Source organism: Flavobacterium piscisymbiosum, from assembly GCF_020905295.1.
In the GTDB taxonomy this organism is placed as follows: domain Bacteria; phylum Bacteroidota; class Bacteroidia; order Flavobacteriales; family Flavobacteriaceae; genus Flavobacterium; species Flavobacterium piscisymbiosum.
On sequence record NZ_JAJJMM010000001.1, the window covers coordinates 4,342,577 to 4,368,309 of the forward strand.

Consider the following 25,733-nt stretch of genomic DNA (forward strand, 5'->3'; position numbering starts at 1 on the left):
GCAGTATTTGAAGCCCTTTATTGCTGTTTTTTTGGTTTTTGAGCCGAATTGCTTTATTTTTTTGTATATTAAAAATCTAATCAATAAAATAAATGATGACAAAATTACGAATTTCAATAATCAACATTCATGGCCTCTTAAAAGGTTCAGGTCTGGAGATTGGTAGAGATGCCGATAATGGAGGACAGACAAAATATGTATACGAGTTTGCTGAATTCTTATCCCGGCATCCCGGTGTAGAACACGTTGATTTATTTACAAGGCTCATTGATGATCCGGCTCTTTCCTCTGAATATGCAGTAGGGGTTGAAGCTGTAAATGAAAAATTAGATATAAGAAGAATTCCTTTTTTAGGAAAAAAATACAAACCCAAAGAACAGTTATGGGAAGGCCTGGACACTTTTGTGACCGGAGTGGTGCACCATATTAAATTTCATGATATTTTCCCCAATTGGATTCACTCGCATTACGGTGATGCCGGATATGCGGCCAGTGAATTATCGACCATTTTAAACATTCCATTTGCCCATACCGGACATTCCCTGGGTTTTTATAAAAGAAAAAAACTCTTTGAAAACGGCATTTCCCAGCAGGAGATGGAAAAGAAATTTAAGTTTGAAGCCCGGATTGCCGCTGAGGAAAAAACACTCGAATTATCAGAATTTATAATTACCTCCACCGAGCAGGAAATTGAAACCTATAAGCCTTATAAAAATTTTGGACTGGCCAAATACCATGCCATCTCCCCGGGAATCGACACGCGCAAATTTGTTCCTTACTACCATAAGGAACAGGATTCGGTAAAACACATGGAGGAAGAGCAAAGGAAATACTGGGTGGCTGAAAGCATTTCCAAGTTTTTAATTAACCCCCATAAGCCTTTTATACTGGCCCTTTCAAGACCTGACCGTCATAAAAACCTTCATACTTTGATTGAAGTTTACGGAAAAGACAAGGAACTGCAGAGTATGGCCAATCTGGTCATATTTGCCGGAATCCGAAAAGATATTGCAAGGATGCCCGAATCTGAAAAAGACGTACTGACTGATCTGCTTTTAGCGATGGACAAGTACGATTTGTATGGAAAAATGGCCATTCCCAAAAAGCACGATGTGGAGAACGAAGTTTCGATCATTTATCGTTATGCGGCCGAGAAAAGAGGGGTATTTGCGAATTTGACCCTGCATGAAAATTTTGGGCTGACCGTCATTGAATCGGCCAGTTCGGGTCTGCCGGTTGTGGTGACCAAAAACGGCGGCCCCTCGGAAATTATCCCGACCTGCCAGAACGGTATCTTGGTGGATCCCCTTGATGTGGGGCAGATCAAAAAAGCGCTCCGGACCATATTAACCGATGAGAACCAGTGGAAATATTATTCCAATAACGGGGCGATCAATATCCAGAAACACTACAGCTGGCTGAGCCATGTCAACCAGTATGTAGCCCTTATTGATGAGAATCTGTCACTTTCCTCCGGCGCGGGTATCAAAAAACAGCATTATCCCAACATTAATATTTCACGATTAAAAAGAAAGGTAGAGAACTTACTGGTTTCCGATATTGACGGAACCCTGATAGAGCCTAAGTTAAACAATCCGGGATTCAAAGAATTGAAAGCTCATTTGATCAATCGAACAGAGAAAATGGCTTTTGCCCTGGCAACAGGAAGAAACTTAAGGCTGGTAAAGAAGGTAATTGAAGAAGAGAAGTTTCCTGCGCCTGATTTTATTATCTGTTCTGTGGGAACCGAAATCTATTATACCAACGGAAAAGATTATATTTTAGACAAGGGATGGGCCACATTTTTGTCCGGGAGATGGAAGCGGGAAGAGGTAGAAAACCGCCTGAAGGCCATATCATGGATAAAACTTCAGGAAGAGGAAGCGCAGAACCCCTTTAAAATCTCTTATTATTATGACAAGGAAAAATACGATTATGACCAGCTGGTGGCTGCTTTGGGTAAAGGATGGTATAAAATCAACATTATTCCCAGTCACGGACAGTTTCTGGATTTTATTCCCAAGAGGGCCTCGAAGGGAAATGCCATTAAATTTTTATGCCGCAAATGGGCAATTCCCTTATCCAGGGTAATTGCAGCGGGCGATTCAGGCAACGATATTGATATGTTCAGGGGAGCCGTAAAAGGAATTATAGTGGGCAACCGAAGCATTGAACTGAATCACTACCAGACCACCAAAAGTATTTTTGTAGCAAAAAGCCCGGCTTCCGCAGGTATATTGGAAGGATTAAAACATTATAAAGTAATTAAGTAATATATGTATTCAGGTTCAGGTTTTAGCAGCCGGGAAATTGGTGATGGTGATGTTTTTATTGATGAAAACGGTTTAATCATTTGTTTCATTTGATAGTTTCATAAAAAAGGGCGTTAACATTGGGAAAACTGGGATAAATTGGGAAAGTTAACGGCGTTGCGGACTTCACGGCAGGGATTTAATTTAAAAATTATATCTTTGCAGGGAATGAAGCATTCTGGCATATTTTCCCTTTAGCCTTAAGGCGCATGAAGGATCGAATAAAGAAGGGATGTAGCATTTAAAGGTAATTATTAGATTAAAGAATAGTAAAACCCGGGCTCTTAGTTCCGGGTTTTTTTATTGCTTGGACCAGGGCTTCGGCAAAAGTGAGCCTGTTTTTTCGGCAGGCAAAACATAAACGCCTTTATACTATCATAACACAGGCAGGAAGTTTACAGGACCTCTCCCTTGATTTTCAGGCCAACCCTTCCACCGGGCTCATTTACGGCATTGCTTTCAACGATAATGGTCTTGCGTATCGGGCCGGTGGGCATATTTTTATACTTAATGCTGATCTTGCCTTTTTTGCCCGGCATAATGGCCATGACAGGTTTGGTGACCATGATGTAGCCTGCTGTGGATGCCGCCCCTGTAATTAGTAAGGGCGCGTCTCCTGTATTTTTAAATTCAAAAGTCCCTTCTGTGATATCTGCTTTTGAAATCTGGCCGTAATCTATCGTATTATCGGGAGCTGAAAACTCAATTTTAGGCCCCTTTTGGCAATAAGCCGCTGTACTTACTAATATTAGAAAAAAAAGTGTGATGTTTTTCATTTTGAAATATTTAAAGTTTTTCAAATATAGTTTTCTTTACTTAAAATCAAACTATTATTTGGTAAGTACGTGCCATTTTAGCGAACTTCATTGGTGCATATTGGCAATTTTCCGGCATATTATACGTTTTGTGTTATAACCTTTTTTGGTATCGCGCCTAATTTTGAGTATATTACAGGTCCAAAAAAAAGAGCTATGAAAAAATTGCCAGTAATAATACTTCTTGTATGGATGTGTATTTCATGTCAAAGAAAAAAAGAGTCAGGACTTGAGAATAGCAAAAATGCTGTAGTATTAAAAGATTCGGTATTCAGCAATGCCCAGTCCATCAGGGAGTGGGAATTATCGGTACAGGGGCTTTGGGACAGCGAAATGCTCTGCCGCAAAGCCAACTGCGGGCTGTATGTAATCGGGGATCGGAGAAATGAGCTCTGGGAGTTTGTAAAGGACTCCGTCAGGGTGTATGCCAATGGCCTGAACAGCAAAAAGCTGCTCAATGTATTCAGGGCAATACACAATGGGGATAAAATCATCCTGGAATCCAGTCCTGACAGCCTCTCGGAGAGTCGCCTGAAAATCAAAGTTGTTCTGGATGATATAACGGATAATGTTATTAAAGGCACCCAGACCATTACCACAGAGGAAAACTGTACTTCGGTATTTGATCTGGAGCTCACCAGGACAAAAAAAAGGTAAATTGTTTTAGTATTATGGCGCCCCTGAAAATTCATACTGCTTATCTCAGCCATACTATCGAGCACACAGGGTGTAACGCCCGATGCGGCTAAGAGAACCAGAAGCCCAAACAAGTAAACAAACTGCTTAAAGGGCTTCTATCGCTATTGTTTACTTTTTTTTGTTTACTTTTTACCGGCTTTATCACGATATTGTTTTAACAATTTTCGGTTAAAATCCTTTTCAGATTTTATGAGCCTTACTATTTTTTTCGCTGGGAGTACCTGGCGAAGGCTGCTGAGATAATTTTTTCTCAACAGATAGAGTGCCCTGTTGGTGTTTTCCATTTGTGATAAAAGTGCTCGGGCCTGTTTCTCTGAAGTAGAATTGATAGTATCATCGCTGAGTTTTTGCAGATAGGTTTCCATTTTTTCATGCCGCAGCTTATACTTTTTCTCTTCATATGCATGGTAAAGAGGCCAGAATTTCTCAGCCTCTGCCGAAGCAAGTTCAAGCTCTTCATTTAAAAAAGAAATTTTATAGGCTTTAATTTTTTCGAGTTTTTGGTTTGTTTTTTCATTTTGCGCATAAAACGGGAAACTGGTCAAAAATAGAAGTATCGGCAGTATGTTTTTGATTTTCATTTTTTATAGTTTTTGTTTTGAAATTAAATTTCCAATTTTCAATAAGGGCAGCTGCAGTTTAAATCTTTTGCTATAGGATTAGATAGGCTTTAAAGTAAAAGGTTTAATATAAGTGCTTCACGTATTGCTGTTATAAATACGATCAGGCGTACTGATGGCTTTGCAGTTTCTAAAGCAGGGGAGGTATGAAATGGTATTTAGTTTTTCGGGCTGCAGTTCTTGGCAGATAATTTTTTAAGACAGTTATTGTTTTTTAGGAGCTTTTCCCCCTATATGTCTCACCTCAGCGTTAGCGAACGGGCGAAGCAATCGGGGCTAGCGCTGCCGGGATCACTGTCTTTGTCTTGGAGAATTGCATATCCACACAAATTTGTTTTATTAAATTTCCGGTATATTCAATTTTTATTTATGACATTACGCAATGAATAGGTAAGTAATCACGGTGATTTTATAAAAAAAAACAGTAAATTTAACAATATTTTAAAAACAGGAACGATGATTAAATTTTGGTTAATTACAATTTCGATCTTTATTCTCTCAACCTATATACTGGCTAAAGTAACTTTAAAATCAAATAGGGAACAAACCGGTGAGAGGATTTGGCGCTATGGCAATGGAAGGTCTGTTTATTGGCGTTTACTTACTTTGTGCAGTATTGGAATAACTATGGCACTAATGTTTATTTTTTATTGGATCGGAATACCTATTGTGTAAAAACATTAAAGAGGCTGTTATTTCTGCTCCTGACTAACTAATTTTTCAAACACAAGACCATTTTTAAATTAAGCCGAAGTCGCGGCTTGATGGTAGCGCGCTTTGGCTGATGGTTGTCTTATTTTCTTTCGCTTTTTTGTTTTAATAATTGTCTAATTGACGTTAAATGTCCAAACAATACAATTGGAACTATAAAAGTTGGCAACCAACTAAATGGAAAATTCAAAATCGCTATGTTGGGTTGTTCAAAAGCAAATTTTTGTATTGGTGATGGTGCTGAAAATAAAGCATTCACAACAATATTTATTAAAAGTCCAAGACAAATAAAGTTCCAGGTCAGTATTGCATTTGGGTTAATTTTCATTTTAGTCAAACCAAAGTAAGCAATGACCGGAGCTGTTATTCCTGCTATAATGTCAAAGTTCCGGCCTTCAAAAGTCATAAGCTGCGGAATTGCTTTGTTGATAAAAAGCCAAAACAAAACTATTTCAACCGGTACCCTAACAATGTTTAAATAGGTCAAGTTTTTGAGAGGCAAACTGTCAATAAATTGTCTTCCTTTTAAAGTTGCAACCAATAGAATGATTGTCAAAATAGTTGGTAAGATCCCTATCAGCATTATTTTTGGCGGCAAGGAGTTTGTGTCAGTGTTATAAAAACTTTCTAAAGTCAAAACAGCTTGAATAATCAGCCAAATTGTAAGACCGATAGAAATTGGTGCTGCTTTTTTTCGGGTCAATTCAGAATTCGAGCTTCTAATAGCCCAAATGAAAAGTAGCAAAGTCCCAACTGATGTAAGCACAAAAGCCAGTGATATGTATGCAGGTAAATTCTCTATCATTTTTTCTGTTTGTTGAAATGAAGGCTAACTCATTTATACCAGCCATAAAACGGCACAAATACTAGTTTTTTTTAGCTGGCTTTGTGCAATTAGTAATTGCTTTTTTTTTAGCGAATATAATAATAATAAACTAAATTTCTTAGCTGCGCACCAATAGGTACCAAGGAGCTATTTTAATTGCCTTGGCTGCTGTTACTATAGCTGGAAACAGCTGATCTAGTTTGAGGCTGGATTGATCCAGTATCAGGAATTGCCGGGGAATCTGATTAGAATTGATCATCTGGTCAATTATATGTAGTATTATTTTTTAGGTTTAATTAGTTTTTAGGAGCTTTTCCCGCTATATGTTTCACCCCAGCGTTAGCGAACTGGCGAAGCAATCTTTTGTGCCGAAGCGCAATTTCCTGCAGGTATTCCTCGACATTTGACAGGTTCTTTGTTTTCTTTTTCAAGCTTCACCATAGCGCTGACCAGCTCCTTGATGTTTTCCAATCGGTCGTAAACTAAAATTCATATGTTTTTTCTTAAACTATTTTTTTAACTTTACGTAATCGTTAACCCTTGCACGGATATGCTTCGATGGTTTATCAACTTGAAAAAGCTAATTTATTTATATTAGCATTTGCATATTTTTAAATTTTTATCTTTACTTAAAAATACACTACTATGGCCTTGTCCCAACAAAATTTCCAGAGACATATTTATATAGCAGATGATGACCAGGATGACAGAATCTTCTTTACCGAGGCCATGCTGGAAGTTAATCCTGAGGTTGTTTTAAAAGAAGCACAGTATGGGGCGGAACTCATGGAGATCCTCCATACGCTGTCCGATCCGCTTCCCGATGTTATTTTTCTGGATTTGAACATGCCCAAAAAAAACGGCTTTGACTGCCTGGAAGAAATAAGAAAATTAAAAGGGGCCATAAGAGAGGTAAAGGTTATTATGTTTTCCACCAGCAGTGATCCCCTGGACATTGACAGGGCACTCGAGCTTGGGGCCAGTTTTTATGCAGTGAAGCCCAGCGGGTTTGATACCCTGAAAGCATTCCTGGCTGAGGTCCTACAAATGGACTGGCGCTGCTGCAATAAGGACAGTGGAAAATTTCGGTTAATTTAGCTGTTGTAAACCTTCCTTTCAATTTCATCAAATCAGCCGTTTATTTTGTCCTTATGGTACTGGGCAAGCCATTTTTCCATTTTCTCAAGCAGCTGGATTTCCTTCGGGTCGCCCGTGGGATCTGAAAGTCCTTTGATAGTGCGGCTGTAATTGAATTTCCCCTGCTCAAAGCGGCACGTAAATTTTGGCAGTTCATTGTGGGAAACCATCCAGCTGTCGGGGGCTATTTTTTTTATTTCAAACTTTTTCATATCTCATTCCCGTTCAAAGCTGCTATGACAGCTTTAAATCTACTGTCAAAAGGCAAAATTAGCGGTTTTATTTTTATTGCAGGGCGCTTTGATGTTAAGTTAGCGGCCGTACCAGAAATTGAATCGGCTGGTAGTGGGGACTGCCCGAGAAGCTACGCCTTAAAAACAATAAAAATTAATCCAAAAAAAGCCTCCTAAATGCAGTCATTTAGAAGGCTTTTCAATTTTGTAATAGGCGGTAAGAGGTATATCTTTATTCCTCATCATCCTCATCGGCCTGGGACTCATCAAGAGTCCTTCTGTCTGCATCGTCATGGTCCAGTTCGGTGGGCTGGTGGTCGGCAGATCTTTCATCATCATAGTGCTGGTTCACTCCCGGATCGGTGTGCTCCATGGTTTCTGAATGGATGGATTCTTCCCCCATGTGATACATGCTGTCTTGCTGAGAATACGTATCGTAGTTTTCTTGTGGTATCATAATGTTATAATTTAAATAGTTTGTAATTTCTTTAAAGCTCTTCTTCCTGTTTCGGACTTATTGCGGCTTAGTGGAAGAAGGTAGGGTAAAATTAAAAATTAGAGGATGGATTAAATTACAGCCTGGCTTTGTTTAATTATATTATTTTCAGTTGGTTATGAGATATCAGATTGTTTTTTAGGAGCTATTCCCGCTATTCGTTGCAATCTTTTGTGCCGAACACCGGCACAAAAGGATTTTCACTGCTATCGGGGCTAAGGATTGAATCCATTTTTATGTTTTGGTTTTAGTTTTTCAATACTAATTAATAAGCTACAAAATTATTTTTTTCTACTATATTGGTGCCTAGCTCCTTGATTGTCTGATAGCTATTTTATAAATGCAAATCATTATTCTGTAAAAAAAAATATTACTATCCTCTTTACATTTGATAAAGGACAATCAACAAAGGATACACAAGGGAAATGCTAACAAGCGCGGCAATGCCAGCAGACCTGCGAAGACACACTTCTTTAAAAAAACGATAGTAAAAATTTAATTAAAAAAAATAAAATGATGAATTCAGACAAACCGGAAAATTACGGTCAGGATGACAAGAATTTTTAAAACGCAGACACAGGTAAACAGGGACAACAAAAAACTACCTCCACAGGTCATACCTTTACAGAAAATGCCCAGCCCGATTATGGAAATGACCTGAGTACCGAAGAGATCAGCAGGGAATCCGGTCACCATGATAAGCAGGATAGCAAGATTCCAAATTCAGACGAGCAAAACAGTGATCCAAACGGTAATCCTTATGATTCAGAGAATCTTGACAATGAATCGGACAGTGAATCGAAAGATATAACCGAACAGGACATTGAAGAGGATCTTATAAATAATGATCCCTCTGAAGGTTTTGAAACTGAAATTGATGCTCCTCAGAGCAATGAGGCTGAAGGTGAGCCCTTTAAAACCATTGAACCAGACCAGGATAATCCCGTTCATAAGGAATTCGAAATAGGGGCACTGGGCAATGAGGAGCTTCGAGAAGATGAACGCGCCCGAGATGAAACAGACGGTGGTGCGCCCGGCAATATTAAACCTTCCCAGCGAAAATTTTAATGTATCCAGATTTGATGCCAATAAAAAAACCGTTATTATTAACGGTTTTTTTTACAGGATCTTGCGATTACTCTGCTTCTTTACACTATGATTTATCCCAGTTGATCAAATCCGTTGTAGCTGTTGCTGCAGGCAGCATTTTATATTTCGTTACTGCGTAGTTTCTCTTTCCACTTATTTAGAGCTTCAGCATTGCTTCCAAAATTAGACTCTGTATCAAATTCATTTAGAGCTTTGTCCCTGGCATCTAAATGTTTCTCTATAATTCCGTTAACTTTATTGACATTTCCCGCATTTATTTTTCCGCTGTTAATCTCTTTTTCTGATTTTTTGGCAAAGTAATGTGAAATGTTATATTTCAGCTGTAGGTAATCCAGTAATTGCTGGGATTTATATTCGGGTTTAACCCACGATAAATCCCTTCTGATTCCTCCATAGGATTCAACAGTGATAGTTCCTGTCCAGACATTTACTTTTTTGGTAAAAACACCAAATGTCAATTCCGGATGGACATGCAGATCTTTGCTTGATTCAGGTGGCATTTTAAAATCAGACCATTCCAAAATAGCTTTTGACCTTGCAGATATAGTATCGCCCTGGTTTGCTTTGGTCATTTCCGAAACAACCCTGTCCCATTTTTTCTGGTTCTTCCCCTGGCCAAAAGTAAAAAGTGTCAGGCAGAGGCCTAAAATAGTTAATGTTAATTTACTCATTTTTTCAATTTTTTAGTTGAGATTATATCAGCAGTATTTTTTGATAAAGCAGTTTTACACTGTTATAAGTCTTCTGCAGCGGTGTATCTGTTAGTGCAGCTTATTTTTTTCGGTTATTTTCTTCGTTAATAAACTATAGTATGATCTTCTAATCAAAGTTCCTAAGCCTTTTAATTCCTCAATATTTATAGTTTTTGCACCCTTTTCCTTTTGAGCTGTGTAAAGTTCGTTGAATCCATCTTCAATTTGCTTTATAATTTCCAATGTATCGGTTTTAAATTTTTTAAGCATTTCACCTTCTACATCTTTGGATATCTTTTCTTTTATTTTTTCAATGAGATTTACGGTGGTTTTCAATACGTCTCCTGCGAGTTCTATGGTAGCTTTATGCAATTTCTCTTCTGTTGGTAATTCAGCATTTTGAGGAAAGATTTTCAGAATAAAAGTTGCTTTTCCTTCTAAATAATTAAAACAGGATTCATAATTTTTTGCATTGTAATTATGCATAAATTGATTACGAATTTCCATGAATGTCTGGAATTTCTTCTTTTCATTTTTGTCTAAAGCACCGATGTCAATTAATAGATCTATTTTTTGATTAAATGATAGATTTCCACTTTGATTTCCAAATGACTTAGTTTCTTCATAGTTCTCTATACCTAAAAGTTTAGAAAGAAATATTGAGGTGAAATTTTCTATCAAAAGTGAGTATTGAAGAATTTCTTGTCTATTTTCTACACCAATGTCTAATTTCATGAAGTTTGGGTTTTGTTGCCACTGACTAATTTATATTAACGGTAAAATGGCGCCAATACAACTTTTTTAGCGGGCTTTGTTCAATTAGTATGATTTTTTAGCGAATATAAGAATAATATACTAAATCTTTGAGATGTGCAGTAATAGCTGTAAATCACTTATTTTACTTGTTCTGGGGCTGTTTTTAATTTAGTTAAAAATCAGCTGCCTGTTTTTTTTTGCCGAACTAAGACGCCAGCGGTCTTGAGGCCACGGGAACATCTTTTTCAATTCACCCCAAGCTGACTACTTTTCTTGTTGCTCTTTATCCATAGTATCCCCATTGCTTCCCTTTTTCTTTTTACCCGAGACCCTGTATGCTTTTGTTTTATTTCAGGAGCAAAGGTAGTCCGTGTCCTTGAGCAAAAGCAAGGCCGGGGCCTTTCAGGTCTTGTCAAAAAATCTCCACCCATCCGGGTTGTTTTTTTTGCCAGAGCCTTGCTTTTGCCGGACACTCACCTTTTTATGCTCATGAAACAAAACATAGCATACTGCGGCTCTTTAGACGAATAAAAAAAAATGTCAGAAATGAGAATTGAAATATTGAAAAAAGCAATGATGAAACAAAACAGCGCCTGCTCTCATTGCCGAATAAATTTCAAAAAAAAAGAAAAGAAAAAAAAGTCAAAAGTAAAAAAGCGGGGGCGGGAAAAAGAAAGTAATAATTTAAAAACTAGAAATCATGAACATTACAGGAAGATTGACAAAAGATGCGAAAGTAAGCACATTGTCAGACAGCAGACAGGTAGTAAATTTTTCGGTAGCCATAAACGAGAGCTACAAAAACAGAAAAGGGGACAAGGTGGAGCAGACCACATTTTTTGATTGCGCCTACTGGATAAGCCCAAGGGTTGCCGAGTGGCTGACCAAAGGCACGGTGGTGGAGCTCACTGGCATGGTAAGCGCAAGGGCGTGGACAGGCAATGACGGGGAGCCTCGCGCGGGGCTGAACTTCAATACCTCGAATATCAAACTGCACGGGGGCGGGAAGAAGTCCGAAGGTGCGCAGGCGGTTCAAAATGTGCAGGCGGTTCAAAGTGGACAGAATGCGGTGCAGGGCGAAAGCAAAAAGGTCACCGTAAAAGAGCCTGAGGACGACATCCCGTTTTAACGGCAGGCATTAAAGCGTTTTAAACAATTTTATTTCAAACTTTTAAAATCAAATATCATGGCACATAATATCAATTACAACAGCGAGACAGGAAAGTATTCTTTTTTCAGCGTAAAGGAAAAAGCATGGCACGGGCTCGGGCAGATTGTGGAGCAGTACCCGACAAGCTCAGAAGCCATCAGACATGCAGGGCTTGATTACGAGGTGGCTAAAAGCCCTTTATACACAAAAGCATCGGGCATTATCCAAACTGCGGGCGGTATTGAAATGGGCAGTACTGAATTGGCAGTACCTGACTGCTTTGCCACCATCCGCACCGACAGTAATGCGGTTTTGGGCGTTGTTGGGAAAGACTACCAAATCGTGCAGAACCGTGAGGCGTTCAGCTTTTTTGATGCGATTGTCGGGGGCGGTGACGGTATACTGTACGAAACGGCAGGGGCACTCGGGCAAGGCGAACGCATCTTTATTACCGCCAAACTCCCTGATTATATCAGGGTCGGAAATGGGGATGATGTGACTGAAAAGTACATTTTCCTGACCACCTCCCACGACGGAAGCGGAAGCATCACGGCGGCTTTTACGCCCATTCGCATCGTATGCCAAAATACCCTTAACGCTTCACTCCGCTCGATGAGCAACGTGGTGCGCATCCGCCATACATCAGGGGCAAAACAGCGCCTTGATGATGCCCATAAAGTAATGGGACTGGCGGACAGGCTGAGCAGTCAGTTAGAAGGTATTTTCAATGAATGGGCTAAAGTGAAGGTAACAGATACGCAGGTTAAGAAATTGATTCAATTGGCATTATGTCCAAATACCGAAACACTCGCTTTAATTAGAAAAGGGGCTGAAGATGAAGTGTCTACCGTGTTTAAAAATACCGTTGAGGACGCTTTTGCGTACGCCATGGCAAGCGAATCTCAGCAGATGGAGACCACTAAAGGCACGCTTTTCGGGGCTTATAATGGCGTGACGGGCTACTATCAGAATGTGCGAAAATACAAAGACAGCGAAGCCAAACTGCAGTCCATTGTCATGGGAGGCACAGCCCAGGGAAAAGCCCAAAAGGCGTTTGAACTGTGCACGGCTTTTCAGGCGGATGGCGAGCAAATCCTAAACCTGAATTAGGCAGGCAGATAACCAAAGGCTGTTGCAAACCGTGACAGCCTTTACAATCAGGAGCTAGTGATGCGATAGCAGGGTTGGACATCTGCACAATTGAATAACATAAAAACGCAGGGATTATGGCAAGGAAGGACAGCAACAATTTTGAGTTTATCCTGTATCTCTACAATGAATTTGTCAGCAAACACCGCAGTATAGGTAAGGAAGCCCGTATGTATTGGCATATTTTGGACAAGTATATAGAAGTGGGGCTTTCAAAAAAAAGCCAGAAAGCCGAAAAAAAGTACGCCCAAAAGCTTACAGCCATCATCAGGGAGGCAGTAGGGGAATGGAACACCCATCTGCTTATCTTAAAAGGGGGGAACAGCCGAAGAACTCGACAACGGTTTTTTTGAGAATATCACAACGCCCATGCAGTGCGCTTCGGGTCTAATGGTGGACATGGAAGGCTATATGAAACAGCTTGAAGATACCAAAAAGCAGTCGGCTATGGAAAAAGAGAAAGCCGATACCAAGAAAAAAGAACAGGAAGCCAAAGACAAAAAGTTCAGCGAAGCTATGGCGAAAGCCCATGAACTGGAAAAAGAAGGGAAATTTCGTGAGGCATGGATAAAAGTGCCCGAAATACATGAATTTCCACTAAAGGCGGAGGAAATACGCAGACGTAAATCCGAGCTGTCGGCAAAGTTTGCGCCCGATCTGTTCGGCAGTACAACAGAAACCGTAAAGACCAAACCGCCTCGAGAGGCACTCTTTCCTGACTATAGCAATGGCAATGTGCAAGAGTCCGAAACGGACGAGGAAGAAACAGAGGCAGAGGACATGGAAAACTTGGAAGACGAGAACGAAGAGCAAGGATATTAATTTAAAATAAAAAAGTCATGTTATTAGCTACACAATTACAGCGGGTTTTTATACTCAAAGACAAGGGACAGGAAATAAGGCTTTCCGACCCCGAGCCAAGATGGAGCACCGAAGCGGTACTGAATTTTTATGCCCCGACCTATCCGATACTGACCACCGCCAAAATATCAGCCCCTGCCATTAGGGACGATGCGGTGGAGTACCGATTTGAAACGGTAATGGGAACAAAAGGCTAACCAAAATTTAAAGCCATGAATTATGCAACAGACAATCATATCGGGAACAGCGAGACTGCCCGAGCGAAAAAGACAAAAACAGCTTCACGTACAGCTCGCAGGGTTTATGGGTTGGATGCAGAGACCCAAAGACGCAGGCGAGGTGCAGAAAGACAAACCAAGGTCAGTTCCTGCGGGGATGCTACCGATGGTTTTCTAAAGGTTTCATTTCTGCCCATATTACAGAAGAATAAAACGGTACAGGCTTGTCAGGATGTTTCCAAAATGGAAAATGATTTTTATAGCTCTCTTGACAGTCTAGCTGAGTATTACCATATTGTGCCGATGGCGACCTGTCATTTTGAATATCCCTATAATATGGCATTGGCTGTATGGGATTTGGATGAGAAACTGAAAAAAAGTGTGGGGAACTTTTCCGAACTGCGGTTATTGCAGGATAGCCACATAACGTATCTGCTAAGCGAGGAAAAATTCAATACAGGCACAACGTTGTATTATATCCCCATAGAACCGATTTATCAAATGCTCAGAGAACCGAAGCACAAAAAGAATGCTCACCTGCTTTTATCGGTCTGCTCGTATCTGTATCATAGTGCCGATGTACCGTATTTCAGACAGCAGGGCAGTTATCTCTACTGGCTTTATGAGATGCACAGGGAATGGACAGAAGAGGAGCAGGACAGGGAAGAAAACGAGAGGTATATTCGGGAGTTTGACAAGGCGGAATTTATCGGGGACTATATGGGAAAGAAAATTTTCAGCCCCATGAACCTGAACTTTTTTGAAAAACGGCTTAACAGTTTTAAAAGCCATGATGCCTTTGATAAGCAGTGTTTGGATATAGGCAAAAAAGCTTTTGCCATATACACCGATTATCCCAACGAGGGTATTTTTCGAAATGCTCCCATGAATGACAGGGAGGAAGACGAAGAAACGGAAAGTGAGAGCATCGGAATGGAAAAGTACATTTCCTTTATTTCCGATACCAAAGGATGGCTGTATGAAAGCATTGAAGAAGGTATCAACAATGAATTTAACGAGTACGGGGCAATGGACGAACCGACCATTATAAAATGCTTTGACGGAAGGGAACTGACAGAGAACAGCCTTGATTTTGAAAGCCGATTGTTTGCCCCAATGTTGCAATAATAAAAGTAAATGCGGTCAGGGAAAGATTTCTTATTCTCAGTCCAATATCATTGAAGTGCTGTTGCACTTTTACAATATCACTCCAAATAGAAATAACATTTGGAATTAAATCTCTATCCGTTTTTTTGTAAAATGATGTAAACGAAAAATGATTCAACAGTTCACTAAAAGAATTTTCCAAAATAACATCAGCTTTAATTTCGTCATTAGCATGTCTTTGCTGGAATTCAGCTTCCCTGATAACATCTTCTTGCGACCAATGGGTAACTTCTTTTAGAAGCTGATATTTATCGTTACTTATTTTACTGCCGTATTTTGCGTAGACGCTTGTGATTTTAGCATCGTTTGCCATTCTAATATCGCGGTCTATTTTATCGCCAATGTAGATAGCATTCTCTTTTGAAACTTGAAAATCTCGCAATATAATACCAAGAATTTCACTGTCTGGTTTTTTAATTGTCTTTGACAAATATCTGATTTCCGTCTTTACGGGCTCCCAATGTTCATCATTGTAGATCTTTTCAACACTTTGTGGCACGCCAGTATCTAATGGTGTGTATATACAGTCAAAAATACCGTCAAGCTCTAAGTGTTTGAGCCTATATTTTGTAAAAAAAGCATTTGATTCTGTGAATCCTATGATAAGGACTCCCTGAGATTTCAACTGTAATAGTGTTTTTAAAACACCATCATACATTTTTAAATTTGACTTTTTGTTGCTGTTATATTTGTGAAGTATACTTTTTCCAACTAAAGGTTTCTTAGTGATTTTCTCTTTTTGTTCGGCACTCAACATTTCAAGTTCACCAAAAGCAAAAGAGACTTCTGTAGTATTATATTTTTGGTGTAATTTTTTAAAATCCAGTTTCAACCTGGTTTCATCAATTCCAGAAAAATCTGCAATTTCATTTAAATAAGGACCGAAAGAACTATGCCACATACTGAGCCAATCCCAAATTGTATCATCTAAATCTGTTACAACACAATTTTTAATAGTATGTCTGCTCATAGCTCTTTTATTATAGAACTAAATTAATATTTTTTATTTAGTAAACACTTTAATTAATATGATTTTTGCAGAATCTCATCTACCTACAATTTCCAACCTTACCTGCTGTCTATATATTCTCTAATAATATAACCGTGCAAAATATCCAAGCCGGTAAAAGACTTCCTTGGAAGGACAAGTAATGCTGATAAATAAGTTCTAATCATTTCTACAATTAAATTACATTTTTATGAATTTTAAAAGTGTAATTATGGAGAAGGATATTGATTACAGTAACTCAAAGTTGACCCCAGAAAAAGCTTTGCAAATGCTTCGATCTGAGGGGCTAGATGTCACAATTGAACAGGCAGAGGAAATCTTGTATTTCTTGAGAATAATTGCTAATATCGCTGTGTTAAAACATTTAAGCAAAAGAAAATGAGTAAGATAGCAGACTTATATATTAGAGTGAGTACCGACGAGCAGGCAGAAAAAGGCTTCTCCCAACGGAATCAGGAGGAAATGCTAAGAAAATATTGCAGTATAAACCAAATACAGATACGTAATGTAGTTTATGAAGATCATTCAGCAAAAACTTTTAACAGGCCTCAATGGAAAAAATTTCTTGATGATGTAAAAAAAAATAAAAACAAAATTAATTTGGTTCTTTTTATGAAGTGGGACAGGTTCAGCCGTAATGCGGGTGATGCTTACCAAATGATAAATGTTTTAAGAAAATTGGGTATAGAGCCGCAGGCGATAGAACAGCCACTTGATCTGAGTGTTCCGGAAAACAAAATGATGCTAGCATTTTACCTGGCCGCACCCGAGGTTGAAAACGACCGAAGGGCATTGAATACTTTTCAGGGGCTTAGAAGGGGAAAGAAGGAGGGAAGGCATATGGGTATGGCCCCTTATGGTTATGCTAATAAAGTTACAGAAGATGGAAAAAAATATATTGCCATTGTGCCTGAGAAAGCCATAAAAGTTATATGGGTGTTTGAACAGATTGCGAAAAATATTTTTAGTACTGAATCTATTTACCAAATGGCCAAAGAGAAAGGCTTTGGGATCTCTAAGAACAACTTGTGGCTTATTATAAGAAACCCTCTTTATTGCGGAAAGATCGTTGTACCTCAGTACAGAGATGAAGAGGCGAGATTAGTCAATGGCCAGCATGATGCAATTATTAGCGAAGGATTGTTTTACCAAGTACAGGATATCCTTGATAGTAAATCACGGACATATCGACCGAAAATTAAAACAATAGAAAATTTTCCCCTTAGAGGTTTTTTTATGTGTCCTAAATGCGGACAGAAGTTAACAGGAAGCAAATGCAAAGGAAGAAATAAGTATTACTACTATTACCATTGTGATAAAGTTTGTAAATGGAGAATAAACTCTGAGATAGCAAATAAAACATTTAAAGTGCATTTAAATAAATTTAAACCTTTACCCGAAGTGAAGAAACTATATTCAGCAGTTCTGCTTGAAGGCTACAGGGAGCATACTGGATTAATCATTAATGAAAAAAAGAAATCTCTTGAACAAATTGCAGTTTATGAAAAGAAACTGACCGTTGCCAGAAATTTATTAGTCACCGAGAAAATCGACGCTGAAGACTATCATCTTATGAAAAATGAATACAATGCTGTTATTAGCAAGTTAGAGAAAGAGCTTGGAAATGTAGATGACGATAGAGAGAATATAGAGTATCTAACAAGCACGGGACTGGAAAACCTTTTAAAGCTAGGCGAGGCCTTTGATGGCGGGACTTTAGCTGATTCCAGGGAGATAATTGGTTTAATTTTCCCTGAAAATTTTACATTTTCAGAAAACAAAATCCGCACCGCCCGAGTGAACGAAATCATCAACTGTATTTATCTGGTAAACAATAGGTTACGGGCAAAAAAAAACGGGACAAAAGATGATATTTTTCTTTTGTCCCGAGTAGTGACCTCGACTGGATTCAAACCAGTAACCTCTTGAGCCGTAATCAAGTGCGCTATTCAGTTGCGCCACGAGGCCTTTTTTTGTTATCAATTAGCTAATTTTTCGTAGCTTTGTTGATTGCTTATTGCGGGTGCAAAGATAGACATAAATGCGAGATATGCAAGCATAAAATAACATAAAAATTAAAAAAAATGAAGATTGAAAATTATGTACGTGATATTCAGGGATTTCCAAAAGAAGGAATTTTGTTTAAAGATATCACTCCACTATTAAATGATCCAATTGCGACAAAAGAATGCCTTAATGTTTTAATAGAATCTTTAAACGGACAAAAAATAGATAAAGTAGTAGGAGCAGAGAGTAGAGGTTTTTTCTTTGGAATATTATTGGCGCAGGAACTAAATGCAGGTTTTGTTCCCGTTAGAAAGCCTAAAAAGTTACCGTATGAAACCATTTCGGCAACTTATGAACTGGAATATGGTACCGATAGCTTAGAGATGCATACAGATGCAATAAAAAAGGGAGACAAGGTTTTGATACATGATGATGTTTTAGCGACAGGAGGGACCGCAAAAGCAGTTTGTGAGTTGGTCGAGAAGTTAGGAGGGGAAATTGTACAATGTAATTTCCTTATGGAGTTAACTTTTTTAAACGGAAGAGAAAAAATTAAAGACCATCCTATTTTTGCTGCAATTACGTATTAAGGATAAATCCAACAATAAAAAAAATCCCAATTCTAAAATTTTTTAGAATTGGGATTTTATATTTTACTCGAAGTATTTTATCTTAAACTAGCTCCAAGCTCCGTTTCAAAAGTATGTTGTAATTTCGACATAATTTTATCAATTTGAGCGTCTGTAAGCGTTTTTGTATTATCCTGAATGGTGAAACTCAAAGCATACGATTTTTTGCCTTCAGGAAGCTTACTTCCTTCGTAAACATCAAATAAGTTAACATCTTTCAAAAGTGACTTTTCTGTTTGCTTAGCAAGGTTGAAAATGCTTTCGTAAGTGGTGCTCTTATCAATCAATAAAGCTAAATCTCTACGAACTTCAGGATATTTAGGAATTTCAGAATACTTGATTTTTCCAGTGATGATTTTAAGTACCAAATCCCAGTTAAAATCAGCAAAATAAACATCTTGTTTGATTCCGAAATGCTTTAAAATAGATTTTTTAACCACTCCCATTTCTACCAATGTGTCATTGTTATAGCAAATAGCAGTTCCTTCAGAGAAAATATCAGATTGTACCGGAGCGTTAGAAATTTTATCAATTCCTAAACGAGCCAAAATTCCTTTTACGTATCCTTTTAATAAAAAGAAATCAGTAGTTTTTTGCGGATTAGTCCAGCTTTCTTTGTTTCTGTTTCCTGAGATCAGTAAAGTCAAATGTTTGTGCTCTTCGTATCCGTTAAGGTATTTATGATATGATTTTCCGAATTCAAATAATTTTAAATCAGCATTTTTTCTGTTAATGTTATACGAAATCGCTTCTAAACCAGAGAACAATAAAGATTGACGCATAGTAGACAAATCACTACTTAACGGATTCAGCATTGTAACGTTATGTTCTTCTTTTAAAGCAGTTGATAATTTAGCATAAGCAGCTGTTGTCAAAGAGTTGGCCATCATTTCATGAAATCCCTGAGAATTCAATTGCGATGCTATTACATTTTGCACTTTGTAATCTTCTGTTCTTGGCGAATTAGATACCGTTGCATTGAATTTTTTCGAGAAATTGATATTGTTATATCCGTAAACTCTCAAAATCTCTTCGATTACATCTATTTCACGTTGCACGTCTACGCGATATGCAGGAATTGTCAGCCCTAAACCAGAATCAGAAACGCTATTTACTTTTATGTCTAAAGAAACCAGGATTTTTTTGATGGTATCTTTTGGAATTTCTTGTCCGATAATTTTAGAAACATGACTAAAGTTCAGTAAAACAGAGAAATCTTCTATTTTTTTAGGATAAACCTCTACAACATCAGATGTTATTTTTCCGCCTGCAACTTCCAGGATTAAAAGCGCTGCACGTTTCAATGCATATTCTGTAATCGTTGGGTCAATTCCTCTTTCAAATCTAAAAGAAGCATCCGTATTCAATTGATGTCTTTTTGCCGTTTTACGAACACTTACAGCATCAAAATAAGCACTTTCTAAGAATATAGTTGTTGTACCATCAGATACTCCTGATTTTTTTCCTCCAAAAACTCCCGCAATACAAAGCGGACCTTTTTCGTCGCAAATCATTAAATCTTCTTTGTGTAATGTTCTTTCAACATCGTCTAAAGTCACAAATTTGGTTCCTTCAGGAAGAGTTTTAACAATGATCTTTCCATTGATTTTAGCAGCATCAAAAGCATGTAAAGGTTGTCCTAATTCATGTAAAACATAATTGGTAACATCTACAATATTGTTTTTTGGAGTTAATCCAATAGCTTTCAAACGATCTTGTAACCATGCTGGAGATTCCTGAACAGAAATTCCTGAAATAGTGACACCGCAATATCTTGGAGCCAAAAGAGGTTCTTCTACGTTCACATCAATTTTTAAAGTACGCATGTCTACTCTAAAATTACTCACAGATGGCGTGATCAATTCTACGTTTACACCACGTTGGAGCATTCCTGCTCTTAAATCACGTGCAGTTCCCAGATGGCTCATGGCGTCAGCACGATTTGGAGTTAAGCCAATTTCGAATACTTCGTCATTTACAACCTGAAAAACGTCTGCAGCCGGTCTTCCCGGAACTAATTTTTCATCCAGAACCATGATTCCGTCGTGGCTTGTACCTAAACCTAATTCATCTTCGGCACAAATCATTCCGTGACTTTCCTGTCCGCGAATTTTTCCTTTTTTGATAGTGAATTCAGCACCGTCTTTATCATATAAAACTGTACCTATAGTTGCTACAGGAACTTTTTGTCCTGCTGCAACATTCGCTGCACCACAAACAATTTGTATAGGAGCTTCTAAACCAATATTTACAGTTGTAATATTTAATCTATCGGCATCCGGATGCTTTTCGCAAGTAAGTACGTGTCCTACAACTACTCCTTCTAAACCGCCTTTAACTGATTGGTATTTTTCGACAACTTCTACTTCAAGACCTAAATCTGTAAGTAATTCTGAAGTTTGTTCTGATGTCCAGTCTGTTTTAATAAATTGTTTTAACCAGTTGTAAGATATTTTCATGTTAACTTTTTTATTCTTGTATAAGGTTACAAATATAAGGATTGCGTGTGGTAGTAAGAAACAATTTATTTGGTTTTTTCGAGCTGTTTTTATTTTATGTAAAACCCATTGTTATTGAGTAGTTTATAATTTTAAAGCCAATATTTTATTAATTAATTACTAAAAGATAGTTATAAAAACGAATGTGTAATTTTTGTGCTATTAGATGAATGAAAAGTGCTATTCTCTTTCATTTTATGAAAGTAAATTTGGAATGAATCAAAAAAAACAAATTATGAACACAGCCACACAAAAACCTGAATTTAAGGTAAAATATGATAATTATATCAACGGAAAATTTACAGCTCCGGTAAAAGGAGAATATTTTGACGTTCTTTCTCCAATTGATGGAAAAGTATTTACAAAAGCAGCACATTCAGGAAAAGAAGATTTAGAGCTAGCAGTTGATGCAGCTTCTGAAGCGTTTAAAACATGGGGAAAAACCTCTGTTACGGAAAGAAGTATTCTACTTAATAAAATTGCGCAAAAGATAGAAGACAATCTGGAATATATCGCAACAGTTGAAACCATCGATAACGGAAAACCAATTCGTGAAACACTTGCAGCAGATATTCCGTTGGCAATTGACCATTTTAGATATTTTGCAGGCGTAATTCGTGCCGAAGAAAGCTCGATTGCAGAATTGGATTCACAAACAGTTTCGATTGCTTTAAGCGAACCATTAGGGGTTGTTGCACAGATTATTCCGTGGAATTTTCCAATTCTAATGGCAGTATGGAAAATCGCTCCGGCATTAGCTGCAGGAAACACAATTGTTTTGAAACCAGCAGAAAGTACGCCGATTTCTATTTTAGTTTTGATGGAATTAATAGGCGATATTTTGCCTCCGGGAGTTTTAAATATTGTAAACGGTTTTGGTGCAGAACTTGGACGCCCATTGGTTACCAATAAAAAAGTAGCTAAAGCAGCATTTACGGGATCAACCACTACAGGACGTTTAGTGATGCAATATGCTACAGAAAATATTATTCCGGTAACATTAGAGCTTGGAGGAAAATCTCCCAATATCTTCTTTCCATCCGTAGCAGATCACGATGATGATTTCTTCGATAAAGCGATCGAAGGTGCTGTATTATTCGCTTTAAACCAAGGCGAGATTTGTACTTGTCCGTCAAGATTACTGATTCATGAAGATATTTATGACAAGTTTATCGCCAGAGTAATCGAAAGAACTGAGGCTATTATTGCCGGAAATCCGCTCGATAAGTCGACTATGATTGGTGCTCAGACCTCATTGGTTCAGAAAGAAAAAATCATGTCTTATATAAAATTAGGTAAAGAAGAAGGAGCGGAGCTTTTGACAGGAGGAGATGAAAACCACTTAGGAGGAGATCTTGAAGGCGGTTATTATATCAAGCCAACTTTGTTTAAAGGACATAACAAAATGAGAATTTTTCAGGAAGAAATTTTTGGACCTGTTCTTGCCGTTACCACTTTTAAAACTACCGAAGAAGCTATAGAAATCGCGAATGACACGATGTATGGTTTAGGTGCCGGAGTCTGGACGCGTGATGCGCACGAAATTTATCAGGTGCCAAGAGCAATTCAGTCAGGTCGTGTCTGGATCAATCAATACCATTCTTATCCGGCCGGAGCGCCTTTTGGAGGTTATAAACAATCCGGAATTGGTCGCGAAAACCATAAAATGATGTTGGGACAATATCGTCAGACTAAAAACATGCTGATTTCTTATGATAAAAAGAAATTAGGTTTCTTTTAAATTGTATAAACCAAAGGGCAGTAAGCAAATCACTTACTGCTCTTGCAAATCAATAAACTATGTTGCCAAAAACAATGAAAGCTGCAGTTGTAAGAGAATTTGGTTCTCTTTTGAAAATTGAAGAAGTTGAAGTAAAACGCCCGGGTAAAAACGAAATTCTTGTAAAGGTAATTGCGAGTGGAGTTTGTCATACTGATTTACACGCAGTAGAAGGAGACTGGCCCGTAAAGCCAAAAATGCCGTTAATTCCGGGGCACGAAGCCGTTGGTTATGTTGTAGCCGTTGGTCAGGATGTAAAAAATGTAAAAGAAGGTGATGCCGTTGGTGTGCCATGGCTTTACAGTGCCTGCGGAGGATGTGACCAGTGCATTACAGGTTGGGAAACTTTGTGCGACAGCCAGCAAAATGGAGGTTACAGTGTAGACGGTGGGTTTGCAGAATATGTAATTGCCGATGCAAGATATGTTGGGCTTTTACCATCGAATGTAAATTTTATGGAAATGGCGCCCATACTTTGTGCTGGTGTAACCGTTTACAAAGGCCTTAAAGAAACTGAAGTAAAACCTGGAGAATGGGTAGCGATTTCAGGAATTGGAGGATTGGGGCACGTTGCAGTACAATATGCTAAAGCTATGGGCATGCATGTTGCCGCAATTGACGTTGCAGATGACAAACTTGATTTGGCCAAAAAACTTGGAGCAGACTTAGTAGTAAACGCAAAAAATCAAAATCCTGGAGAATTCTTAAAGAAAGAAGTTGGCGGAATGCACGGGGCATTGATAACAGCCGTTTCGCCTATAGCTTTCAAGCAAGGACTTGAAACATTAAGACGAAAAGGTACAATGGCACTCAACGGACTTCCTCCGGGAAATTTTGATTTATCAATTTTTGATACTGTTTTAAACAGAATAACAATTCGCGGTTCGATTGTAGGTACACGTAAGGATATGAAAGAGGCAATAGAATTTGCCACAGAAGGAAAAGTAAAAGCAACAATTACTCCTGCAAAATTAGAAGATGTAAATGACGTTTTTGATAAAATGAAAAAAGGTCAGATAGAAGGAAGGGTAGTTCTTGAGATTGCAAAACCTTAAATTAATCATGAAAGCAACAAACACAATACGTTTGTTGCTTTTTTTTAATATAAAAAGCCATGATAAAAAGAATCGATGCTACAGATAAAGCTATTGAATTGATAAACATTCTAAAAGAAAAACACGGTGATTTGATGTTTTACCAAGCCGGAGGTTGTTGTGAAGGAACCCAGCCCCAATGTTTTGAAAAGGGTGGATATTATCAACGAATGGGAGATGTTTGTATAGGAACTATTGAAGATACAGAATTTTGGGTCGATAAGGATTTATTCGAATATTGGAAACATGCGCATTTTACGCTAAAAGTAATCGACGCTTTTGGAGTTGGCGGTTTTTCGCTAGAGACTCCTTTAAAGAAAACATTCCAAATCGAATATAGAATTTTTACCGAAGAAGAGGAGAAAAATTTGGAACCGGTACGTTTTGTTGAATAGGTTCTAAGTTGCTGAGATTCTAAGGTTCTAAGTTTTCAGAGTGACAAAGGAGCAAAGGAACAAAGGTTCAAAGGAACAAAAAGACAAAGAAATAAAGAGACAAAGAAATAAAAGAACAAAAAAACAAAGGTTTTGATGCACAAAGATTGACCGGAGAGACGCACAGCAGTGTGTCTAACACCTAGTATGTAAAATTGGAAAAATCAGCAGGAAAAATTGAAAAGGAAAATTGGTATGGGAATAGAAGCGTAGGCGCACTGCTGTGCATCGCTACAATGAATGTTGTGTTTATAAACGTTGATGTATAAAGGTTGAGAGATAAATATTACAGAATAAACATTCTAAAAAAACTTTGTCCCCTTGTTCCTCTAACCTTTGCAACTTTTAAAAAAAAACTCAGAACCTTAGAATCTCAGCAACTCAGAACCTTAATTAACATACAACAACTGATATTGTTTAGGTGTAATTCCTTCATGCTTTTTAAAAAGTCTTGTAAAATAATTGGCATCTTCAAAACCGGATAAATAACAAACCTCATTAATCTGAATGCCTGGATTTTTTAATAGTTTCTTGGCATGTTTTATCTTTTCATTCAAAACATACTCAATCGGACTCATGCCTAATTCCCTTTTGAAAAAGCGATAAAAAGAAGCTGTACTCATGCAGGCTTTTTCACTTAGGCTTTTCAGGTTTATATTTTCTTTTAAATTAAGCCTTATGAATTCCGTAACTTCAAAAATGGGATTGTTTGAAGAAACAGAAACTCCCTGATCAATTGATTTTGCTGTTTGTGTTTGTATAATTCTAATTATCAATTCCTGCAAAGTCAAATCGGCCAAAGCATCTTTTGTCATAGAAGTACCCATGCATTCTTTAATCAATTTATTGATTGTAAGGGCAAGATCTATGTTATTATAAAAAAAATAGTTTTGATGATTTAATTGCCAATAACAATCGCTGCCTTCTCTGGGATAATGTTGGTTTAGAAAATTTAAGGTATCGTTTATCTTAGATTGGTCGATTGCCAATGCCAAACATTGTGTTGGGTTTTCTTTTGAAGCTTCAGGAAAATCAATTTTCATTTCAACATTCGACGGAATTACTACCGTTTCTCCTGGCAGATAATCAAATCCGGGTTCATCAAAAAGATGCATTATCTTTTTTCCTCTTAACATACTGGTGACCACAAAATCGTTAAATTTTAATGGCACTAACTTAGAAGATTCGTAAGTTTCAAAAATATTTAATTCACAATGATTTAATGTGTAAACGGTCCTGTTTTCAACAAGTGTTTTTAATGATTTTTCGTTCGATAAATGAGGAGGGTTGATGAAAGCACGTTGATTGTTCATTATGATTAATTTTTGTG

General features: G+C 37.9%; 26 protein-coding genes and 1 tRNA gene. 16 read left to right on the forward strand and 11 right to left on the reverse strand.

From position 1 onward, the window contains the following. The first annotated feature begins 92 nt into the window (after positions 1 to 92). Positions 93 to 2,273 carry an HAD-IIB family hydrolase gene (locus LNP81_RS18670; protein ID WP_230038427.1) on the forward strand — a complete coding sequence of 727 codons (2,181 nt, stop codon included), beginning with the start codon at positions 93 to 95 and terminating at the stop codon, positions 2,271 to 2,273. A 434-nt stretch (positions 2,274 to 2,707) separates the two neighbouring features. Here LNP81_RS18670 and LNP81_RS18675 read toward each other — a convergent pair whose 3' ends face one another. Beyond that, on the reverse strand, positions 2,708 to 3,088 hold the full coding sequence (locus LNP81_RS18675; protein WP_230038429.1) for a DUF1573 domain-containing protein: 381 nt from the start codon (positions 3,086 to 3,088) through the stop codon (positions 2,708 to 2,710). A gap of 195 nt (positions 3,089 to 3,283) precedes the next feature. Between LNP81_RS18675 and LNP81_RS18680 the strand changes: the two genes are divergently transcribed. Next, positions 3,284 to 3,784: a hypothetical protein gene (locus LNP81_RS18680; protein ID WP_230038431.1), complete on the forward strand. Its 501-nt coding sequence runs from the start codon at positions 3,284 to 3,286 to the stop codon at positions 3,782 to 3,784. 164 nt (positions 3,785 to 3,948) lie between these two features. Here the strand turns inward: LNP81_RS18680 and LNP81_RS18685 are convergent, their stop codons facing one another. Then, entirely contained in the window at positions 3,949 to 4,407 is a 459-nt protein-coding gene (locus LNP81_RS18685) for a sensor of ECF-type sigma factor (RefSeq protein ID WP_230038434.1), read from the reverse strand. Positions 4,408 to 5,239: 832 nt separating this feature from the next. Continuing rightward, positions 5,240 to 5,962 carry a 3'-5' exonuclease gene (locus tag LNP81_RS18690; RefSeq protein WP_230038436.1) on the reverse strand — a complete coding sequence of 241 codons (723 nt, stop codon included), beginning with the start codon at positions 5,960 to 5,962 and terminating at the stop codon, positions 5,240 to 5,242. A gap of 666 nt (positions 5,963 to 6,628) precedes the next feature. Here LNP81_RS18690 and LNP81_RS18695 point away from each other — a divergent pair. After that, positions 6,629 to 7,081, forward strand: coding sequence for a response regulator (locus LNP81_RS18695; RefSeq protein WP_230038438.1), 453 nt, complete (start codon positions 6,629 to 6,631; stop codon positions 7,079 to 7,081). Between the two features lie 32 nt (positions 7,082 to 7,113). Here the strand turns inward: LNP81_RS18695 and LNP81_RS18700 are convergent, their stop codons facing one another. Further along, positions 7,114 to 7,332, reverse strand: coding sequence for a hypothetical protein (locus tag LNP81_RS18700; RefSeq protein ID WP_230038440.1), 219 nt, complete (start codon positions 7,330 to 7,332; stop codon positions 7,114 to 7,116). Between the two features lie 24 nt (positions 7,333 to 7,356). Between LNP81_RS18700 and LNP81_RS18705 the strand changes: the two genes are divergently transcribed. Next, the gene (locus tag LNP81_RS18705; protein ID WP_230038442.1) at positions 7,357 to 7,530 is read left to right on the forward strand and encodes a hypothetical protein; all 174 of its coding nucleotides are present in this window, start codon (positions 7,357 to 7,359) and stop codon (positions 7,528 to 7,530) included. 55 nt (positions 7,531 to 7,585) lie between these two features. On the opposite strand, the gene LNP81_RS18710 is transcribed toward LNP81_RS18705, so the two are convergent. The 3 genes from LNP81_RS18710 to LNP81_RS18720 form a co-directional block, all read right to left on the reverse strand. Continuing rightward, entirely contained in the window at positions 7,586 to 7,810 is a 225-nt protein-coding gene (locus tag LNP81_RS18710) for a hypothetical protein (RefSeq protein ID WP_230038444.1), read from the reverse strand. 1,247 nt (positions 7,811 to 9,057) lie between these two features. Continuing rightward, positions 9,058 to 9,630: a hypothetical protein gene (locus LNP81_RS18715; protein ID WP_230038446.1), complete on the reverse strand. Its 573-nt coding sequence runs from the start codon at positions 9,628 to 9,630 to the stop codon at positions 9,058 to 9,060. Positions 9,631 to 9,720: 90 nt separating this feature from the next. Further along, positions 9,721 to 10,386: a hypothetical protein gene (locus LNP81_RS18720; RefSeq protein ID WP_230038448.1), complete on the reverse strand. Its 666-nt coding sequence runs from the start codon at positions 10,384 to 10,386 to the stop codon at positions 9,721 to 9,723. 721 nt (positions 10,387 to 11,107) lie between these two features. Here LNP81_RS18720 and LNP81_RS18725 point away from each other — a divergent pair. The 6 genes from LNP81_RS18725 to LNP81_RS18750 all read left to right on the forward strand — a co-directional run bounded on the left by LNP81_RS18725 (position 11,108) and on the right by LNP81_RS18750 (position 14,913). Next, a complete protein-coding gene (locus LNP81_RS18725; RefSeq protein ID WP_230038450.1) occupies positions 11,108 to 11,536 on the forward strand; it encodes a single-stranded DNA-binding protein in 429 nt (142 codons plus the stop codon). A gap of 57 nt (positions 11,537 to 11,593) precedes the next feature. Next, positions 11,594 to 12,667, forward strand: a complete 1,074-nt coding sequence (locus LNP81_RS18730; RefSeq protein ID WP_230038452.1) for a DUF932 domain-containing protein — start codon at positions 11,594 to 11,596, stop codon at positions 12,665 to 12,667. 116 nt (positions 12,668 to 12,783) lie between these two features. Continuing rightward, a complete protein-coding gene (locus LNP81_RS18735) occupies positions 12,784 to 13,059 on the forward strand; it encodes a hypothetical protein (RefSeq protein ID WP_230038454.1) in 276 nt (91 codons plus the stop codon). Between the two features lie 16 nt (positions 13,060 to 13,075). Beyond that, complete coding sequence (locus tag LNP81_RS18740; RefSeq protein ID WP_428979525.1) at positions 13,076 to 13,528, forward strand: hypothetical protein; 453 nt, start codon at positions 13,076 to 13,078, stop codon at positions 13,526 to 13,528. A 17-nt stretch (positions 13,529 to 13,545) separates the two neighbouring features. Further along, entirely contained in the window at positions 13,546 to 13,764 is a 219-nt protein-coding gene (locus LNP81_RS18745; RefSeq protein WP_035680809.1) for a PRTRC system protein C, read from the forward strand. Between the two features lie 15 nt (positions 13,765 to 13,779). Continuing rightward, a complete protein-coding gene (locus LNP81_RS18750; RefSeq protein ID WP_230038456.1) occupies positions 13,780 to 14,913 on the forward strand; it encodes a hypothetical protein in 1,134 nt (377 codons plus the stop codon). Here LNP81_RS18750 and LNP81_RS18755 read toward each other — a convergent pair. Beyond that, entirely contained in the window at positions 14,831 to 15,922 is a 1,092-nt protein-coding gene (locus tag LNP81_RS18755; protein WP_230038458.1) for an HAD family hydrolase, read from the reverse strand. The genes LNP81_RS18750 and LNP81_RS18755 overlap by 83 nt on opposite strands. A gap of 250 nt (positions 15,923 to 16,172) precedes the next feature. Between LNP81_RS18755 and LNP81_RS18760 the strand changes: the two genes are divergently transcribed. After that, entirely contained in the window at positions 16,173 to 16,343 is a 171-nt protein-coding gene (locus LNP81_RS18760; RefSeq protein WP_230038460.1) for a hypothetical protein, read from the forward strand. After that, positions 16,340 to 17,890 (forward strand): recombinase family protein, encoded by a 1,551-nt coding sequence (locus LNP81_RS18765; protein ID WP_230038462.1) that lies wholly within the window; start codon positions 16,340 to 16,342, stop codon positions 17,888 to 17,890. The genes LNP81_RS18760 and LNP81_RS18765 overlap by 4 nt, the downstream gene beginning before the upstream one ends. Here LNP81_RS18765 and LNP81_RS18770 read toward each other — a convergent pair. Then, positions 17,856 to 17,929 (reverse strand) — tRNA-Arg (locus tag LNP81_RS18770). The genes LNP81_RS18765 and LNP81_RS18770 overlap by 35 nt on opposite strands. A 116-nt stretch (positions 17,930 to 18,045) precedes the next feature. Between LNP81_RS18770 and LNP81_RS18775 the strand changes: the two genes are divergently transcribed. Continuing rightward, positions 18,046 to 18,558, forward strand: a complete 513-nt coding sequence (locus LNP81_RS18775) for an adenine phosphoribosyltransferase (protein WP_230038464.1) — start codon at positions 18,046 to 18,048, stop codon at positions 18,556 to 18,558. Positions 18,559 to 18,635: 77 nt separating this feature from the next. Here the strand turns inward: LNP81_RS18775 and pheT are convergent, their stop codons facing one another. Beyond that, a complete protein-coding gene (gene pheT, locus LNP81_RS18780) occupies positions 18,636 to 21,056 on the reverse strand; it encodes a phenylalanine--tRNA ligase subunit beta (RefSeq protein ID WP_230038466.1) in 2,421 nt (806 codons plus the stop codon). 274 nt (positions 21,057 to 21,330) lie between these two features. Here pheT and LNP81_RS18785 point away from each other — a divergent pair, with 274 nt between their 5' ends. The 3 genes from LNP81_RS18785 (at position 21,331) to LNP81_RS18795 (ending at position 24,364) form a co-directional block, all read left to right on the forward strand. Beyond that, positions 21,331 to 22,836: an aldehyde dehydrogenase family protein gene (locus LNP81_RS18785; protein WP_428979526.1), complete on the forward strand. Its 1,506-nt coding sequence runs from the start codon at positions 21,331 to 21,333 to the stop codon at positions 22,834 to 22,836. 74 nt (positions 22,837 to 22,910) lie between these two features. Next, positions 22,911 to 23,930: an alcohol dehydrogenase AdhP gene (gene adhP, locus LNP81_RS18790; protein ID WP_230038471.1), complete on the forward strand. Its 1,020-nt coding sequence runs from the start codon at positions 22,911 to 22,913 to the stop codon at positions 23,928 to 23,930. Positions 23,931 to 23,989: 59 nt separating this feature from the next. Further along, positions 23,990 to 24,364: a DUF779 domain-containing protein gene (locus tag LNP81_RS18795; protein WP_230038473.1), complete on the forward strand. Its 375-nt coding sequence runs from the start codon at positions 23,990 to 23,992 to the stop codon at positions 24,362 to 24,364. Between the two features lie 428 nt (positions 24,365 to 24,792). On the opposite strand, the gene LNP81_RS18800 is transcribed toward LNP81_RS18795, so the two are convergent. Further along, on the reverse strand, positions 24,793 to 25,716 hold the full coding sequence (locus LNP81_RS18800; RefSeq protein WP_230038475.1) for an AraC family transcriptional regulator: 924 nt from the start codon (positions 25,714 to 25,716) through the stop codon (positions 24,793 to 24,795). Positions 25,717 to 25,733 lie beyond the last annotated feature (17 nt).

Excerpts from the sequence above, each read along its gene's own strand:
- LNP81_RS18760 (WP_230038460.1), top strand. The coding sequence starts at position 16,173 with ATGGAGAAGGATATTGATTACAGTAACTCAAAGTTGACCCCAGAAAAA.
- adhP (WP_230038471.1), top strand. The coding sequence starts at position 22,911 with ATGAAAGCTGCAGTTGTAAGAGAATTTGGTTCTCTTTTGAAAATTGAA.
- LNP81_RS18715 (WP_230038446.1), bottom strand. The coding sequence starts at position 9,630 with ATGAGTAAATTAACATTAACTATTTTAGGCCTCTGCCTGACACTTTTT.
- LNP81_RS18680 (WP_230038431.1), top strand. The coding sequence starts at position 3,284 with ATGAAAAAATTGCCAGTAATAATACTTCTTGTATGGATGTGTATTTCA.
- LNP81_RS18765 (WP_230038462.1), top strand. The coding sequence starts at position 16,340 with ATGAGTAAGATAGCAGACTTATATATTAGAGTGAGTACCGACGAGCAG.
- LNP81_RS18725 (WP_230038450.1), top strand. The coding sequence starts at position 11,108 with ATGAACATTACAGGAAGATTGACAAAAGATGCGAAAGTAAGCACATTG.
- LNP81_RS18730 (WP_230038452.1), top strand. The coding sequence starts at position 11,594 with ATGGCACATAATATCAATTACAACAGCGAGACAGGAAAGTATTCTTTT.
- LNP81_RS18800 (WP_230038475.1), bottom strand. The coding sequence starts at position 25,716 with ATGAACAATCAACGTGCTTTCATCAACCCTCCTCATTTATCGAACGAA.
- LNP81_RS18795 (WP_230038473.1), top strand. The coding sequence starts at position 23,990 with ATGATAAAAAGAATCGATGCTACAGATAAAGCTATTGAATTGATAAAC.
- LNP81_RS18705 (WP_230038442.1), top strand. The coding sequence starts at position 7,357 with ATGACAGCTTTAAATCTACTGTCAAAAGGCAAAATTAGCGGTTTTATT.
- LNP81_RS18710 (WP_230038444.1), bottom strand. The coding sequence starts at position 7,810 with ATGATACCACAAGAAAACTACGATACGTATTCTCAGCAAGACAGCATG.
- LNP81_RS18685 (WP_230038434.1), bottom strand. The coding sequence starts at position 4,407 with ATGAAAATCAAAAACATACTGCCGATACTTCTATTTTTGACCAGTTTC.
- LNP81_RS18750 (WP_230038456.1), top strand. The coding sequence starts at position 13,780 with ATGAATTATGCAACAGACAATCATATCGGGAACAGCGAGACTGCCCGA.
- LNP81_RS18675 (WP_230038429.1), bottom strand. The coding sequence starts at position 3,088 with ATGAAAAACATCACACTTTTTTTTCTAATATTAGTAAGTACAGCGGCT.
- LNP81_RS18670 (WP_230038427.1), top strand. The coding sequence starts at position 93 with ATGATGACAAAATTACGAATTTCAATAATCAACATTCATGGCCTCTTA.
- LNP81_RS18720 (WP_230038448.1), bottom strand. The coding sequence starts at position 10,386 with ATGAAATTAGACATTGGTGTAGAAAATAGACAAGAAATTCTTCAATAC.
- LNP81_RS18690 (WP_230038436.1), bottom strand. The coding sequence starts at position 5,962 with ATGATAGAGAATTTACCTGCATACATATCACTGGCTTTTGTGCTTACA.
- LNP81_RS18755 (WP_230038458.1), bottom strand. The coding sequence starts at position 15,922 with ATGAGCAGACATACTATTAAAAATTGTGTTGTAACAGATTTAGATGAT.
- LNP81_RS18775 (WP_230038464.1), top strand. The coding sequence starts at position 18,046 with ATGAAGATTGAAAATTATGTACGTGATATTCAGGGATTTCCAAAAGAA.
- LNP81_RS18785 (WP_428979526.1), top strand. The coding sequence starts at position 21,331 with ATGAACACAGCCACACAAAAACCTGAATTTAAGGTAAAATATGATAAT.
- LNP81_RS18740 (WP_428979525.1), top strand. The coding sequence starts at position 13,076 with ATGCAGTGCGCTTCGGGTCTAATGGTGGACATGGAAGGCTATATGAAA.
- LNP81_RS18745 (WP_035680809.1), top strand. The coding sequence starts at position 13,546 with ATGTTATTAGCTACACAATTACAGCGGGTTTTTATACTCAAAGACAAG.
- LNP81_RS18700 (WP_230038440.1), bottom strand. The coding sequence starts at position 7,332 with ATGAAAAAGTTTGAAATAAAAAAAATAGCCCCCGACAGCTGGATGGTT.
- pheT (WP_230038466.1), bottom strand. The coding sequence starts at position 21,056 with ATGAAAATATCTTACAACTGGTTAAAACAATTTATTAAAACAGACTGG.
- LNP81_RS18735 (WP_230038454.1), top strand. The coding sequence starts at position 12,784 with ATGGCAAGGAAGGACAGCAACAATTTTGAGTTTATCCTGTATCTCTAC.
- LNP81_RS18695 (WP_230038438.1), top strand. The coding sequence starts at position 6,629 with ATGGCCTTGTCCCAACAAAATTTCCAGAGACATATTTATATAGCAGAT.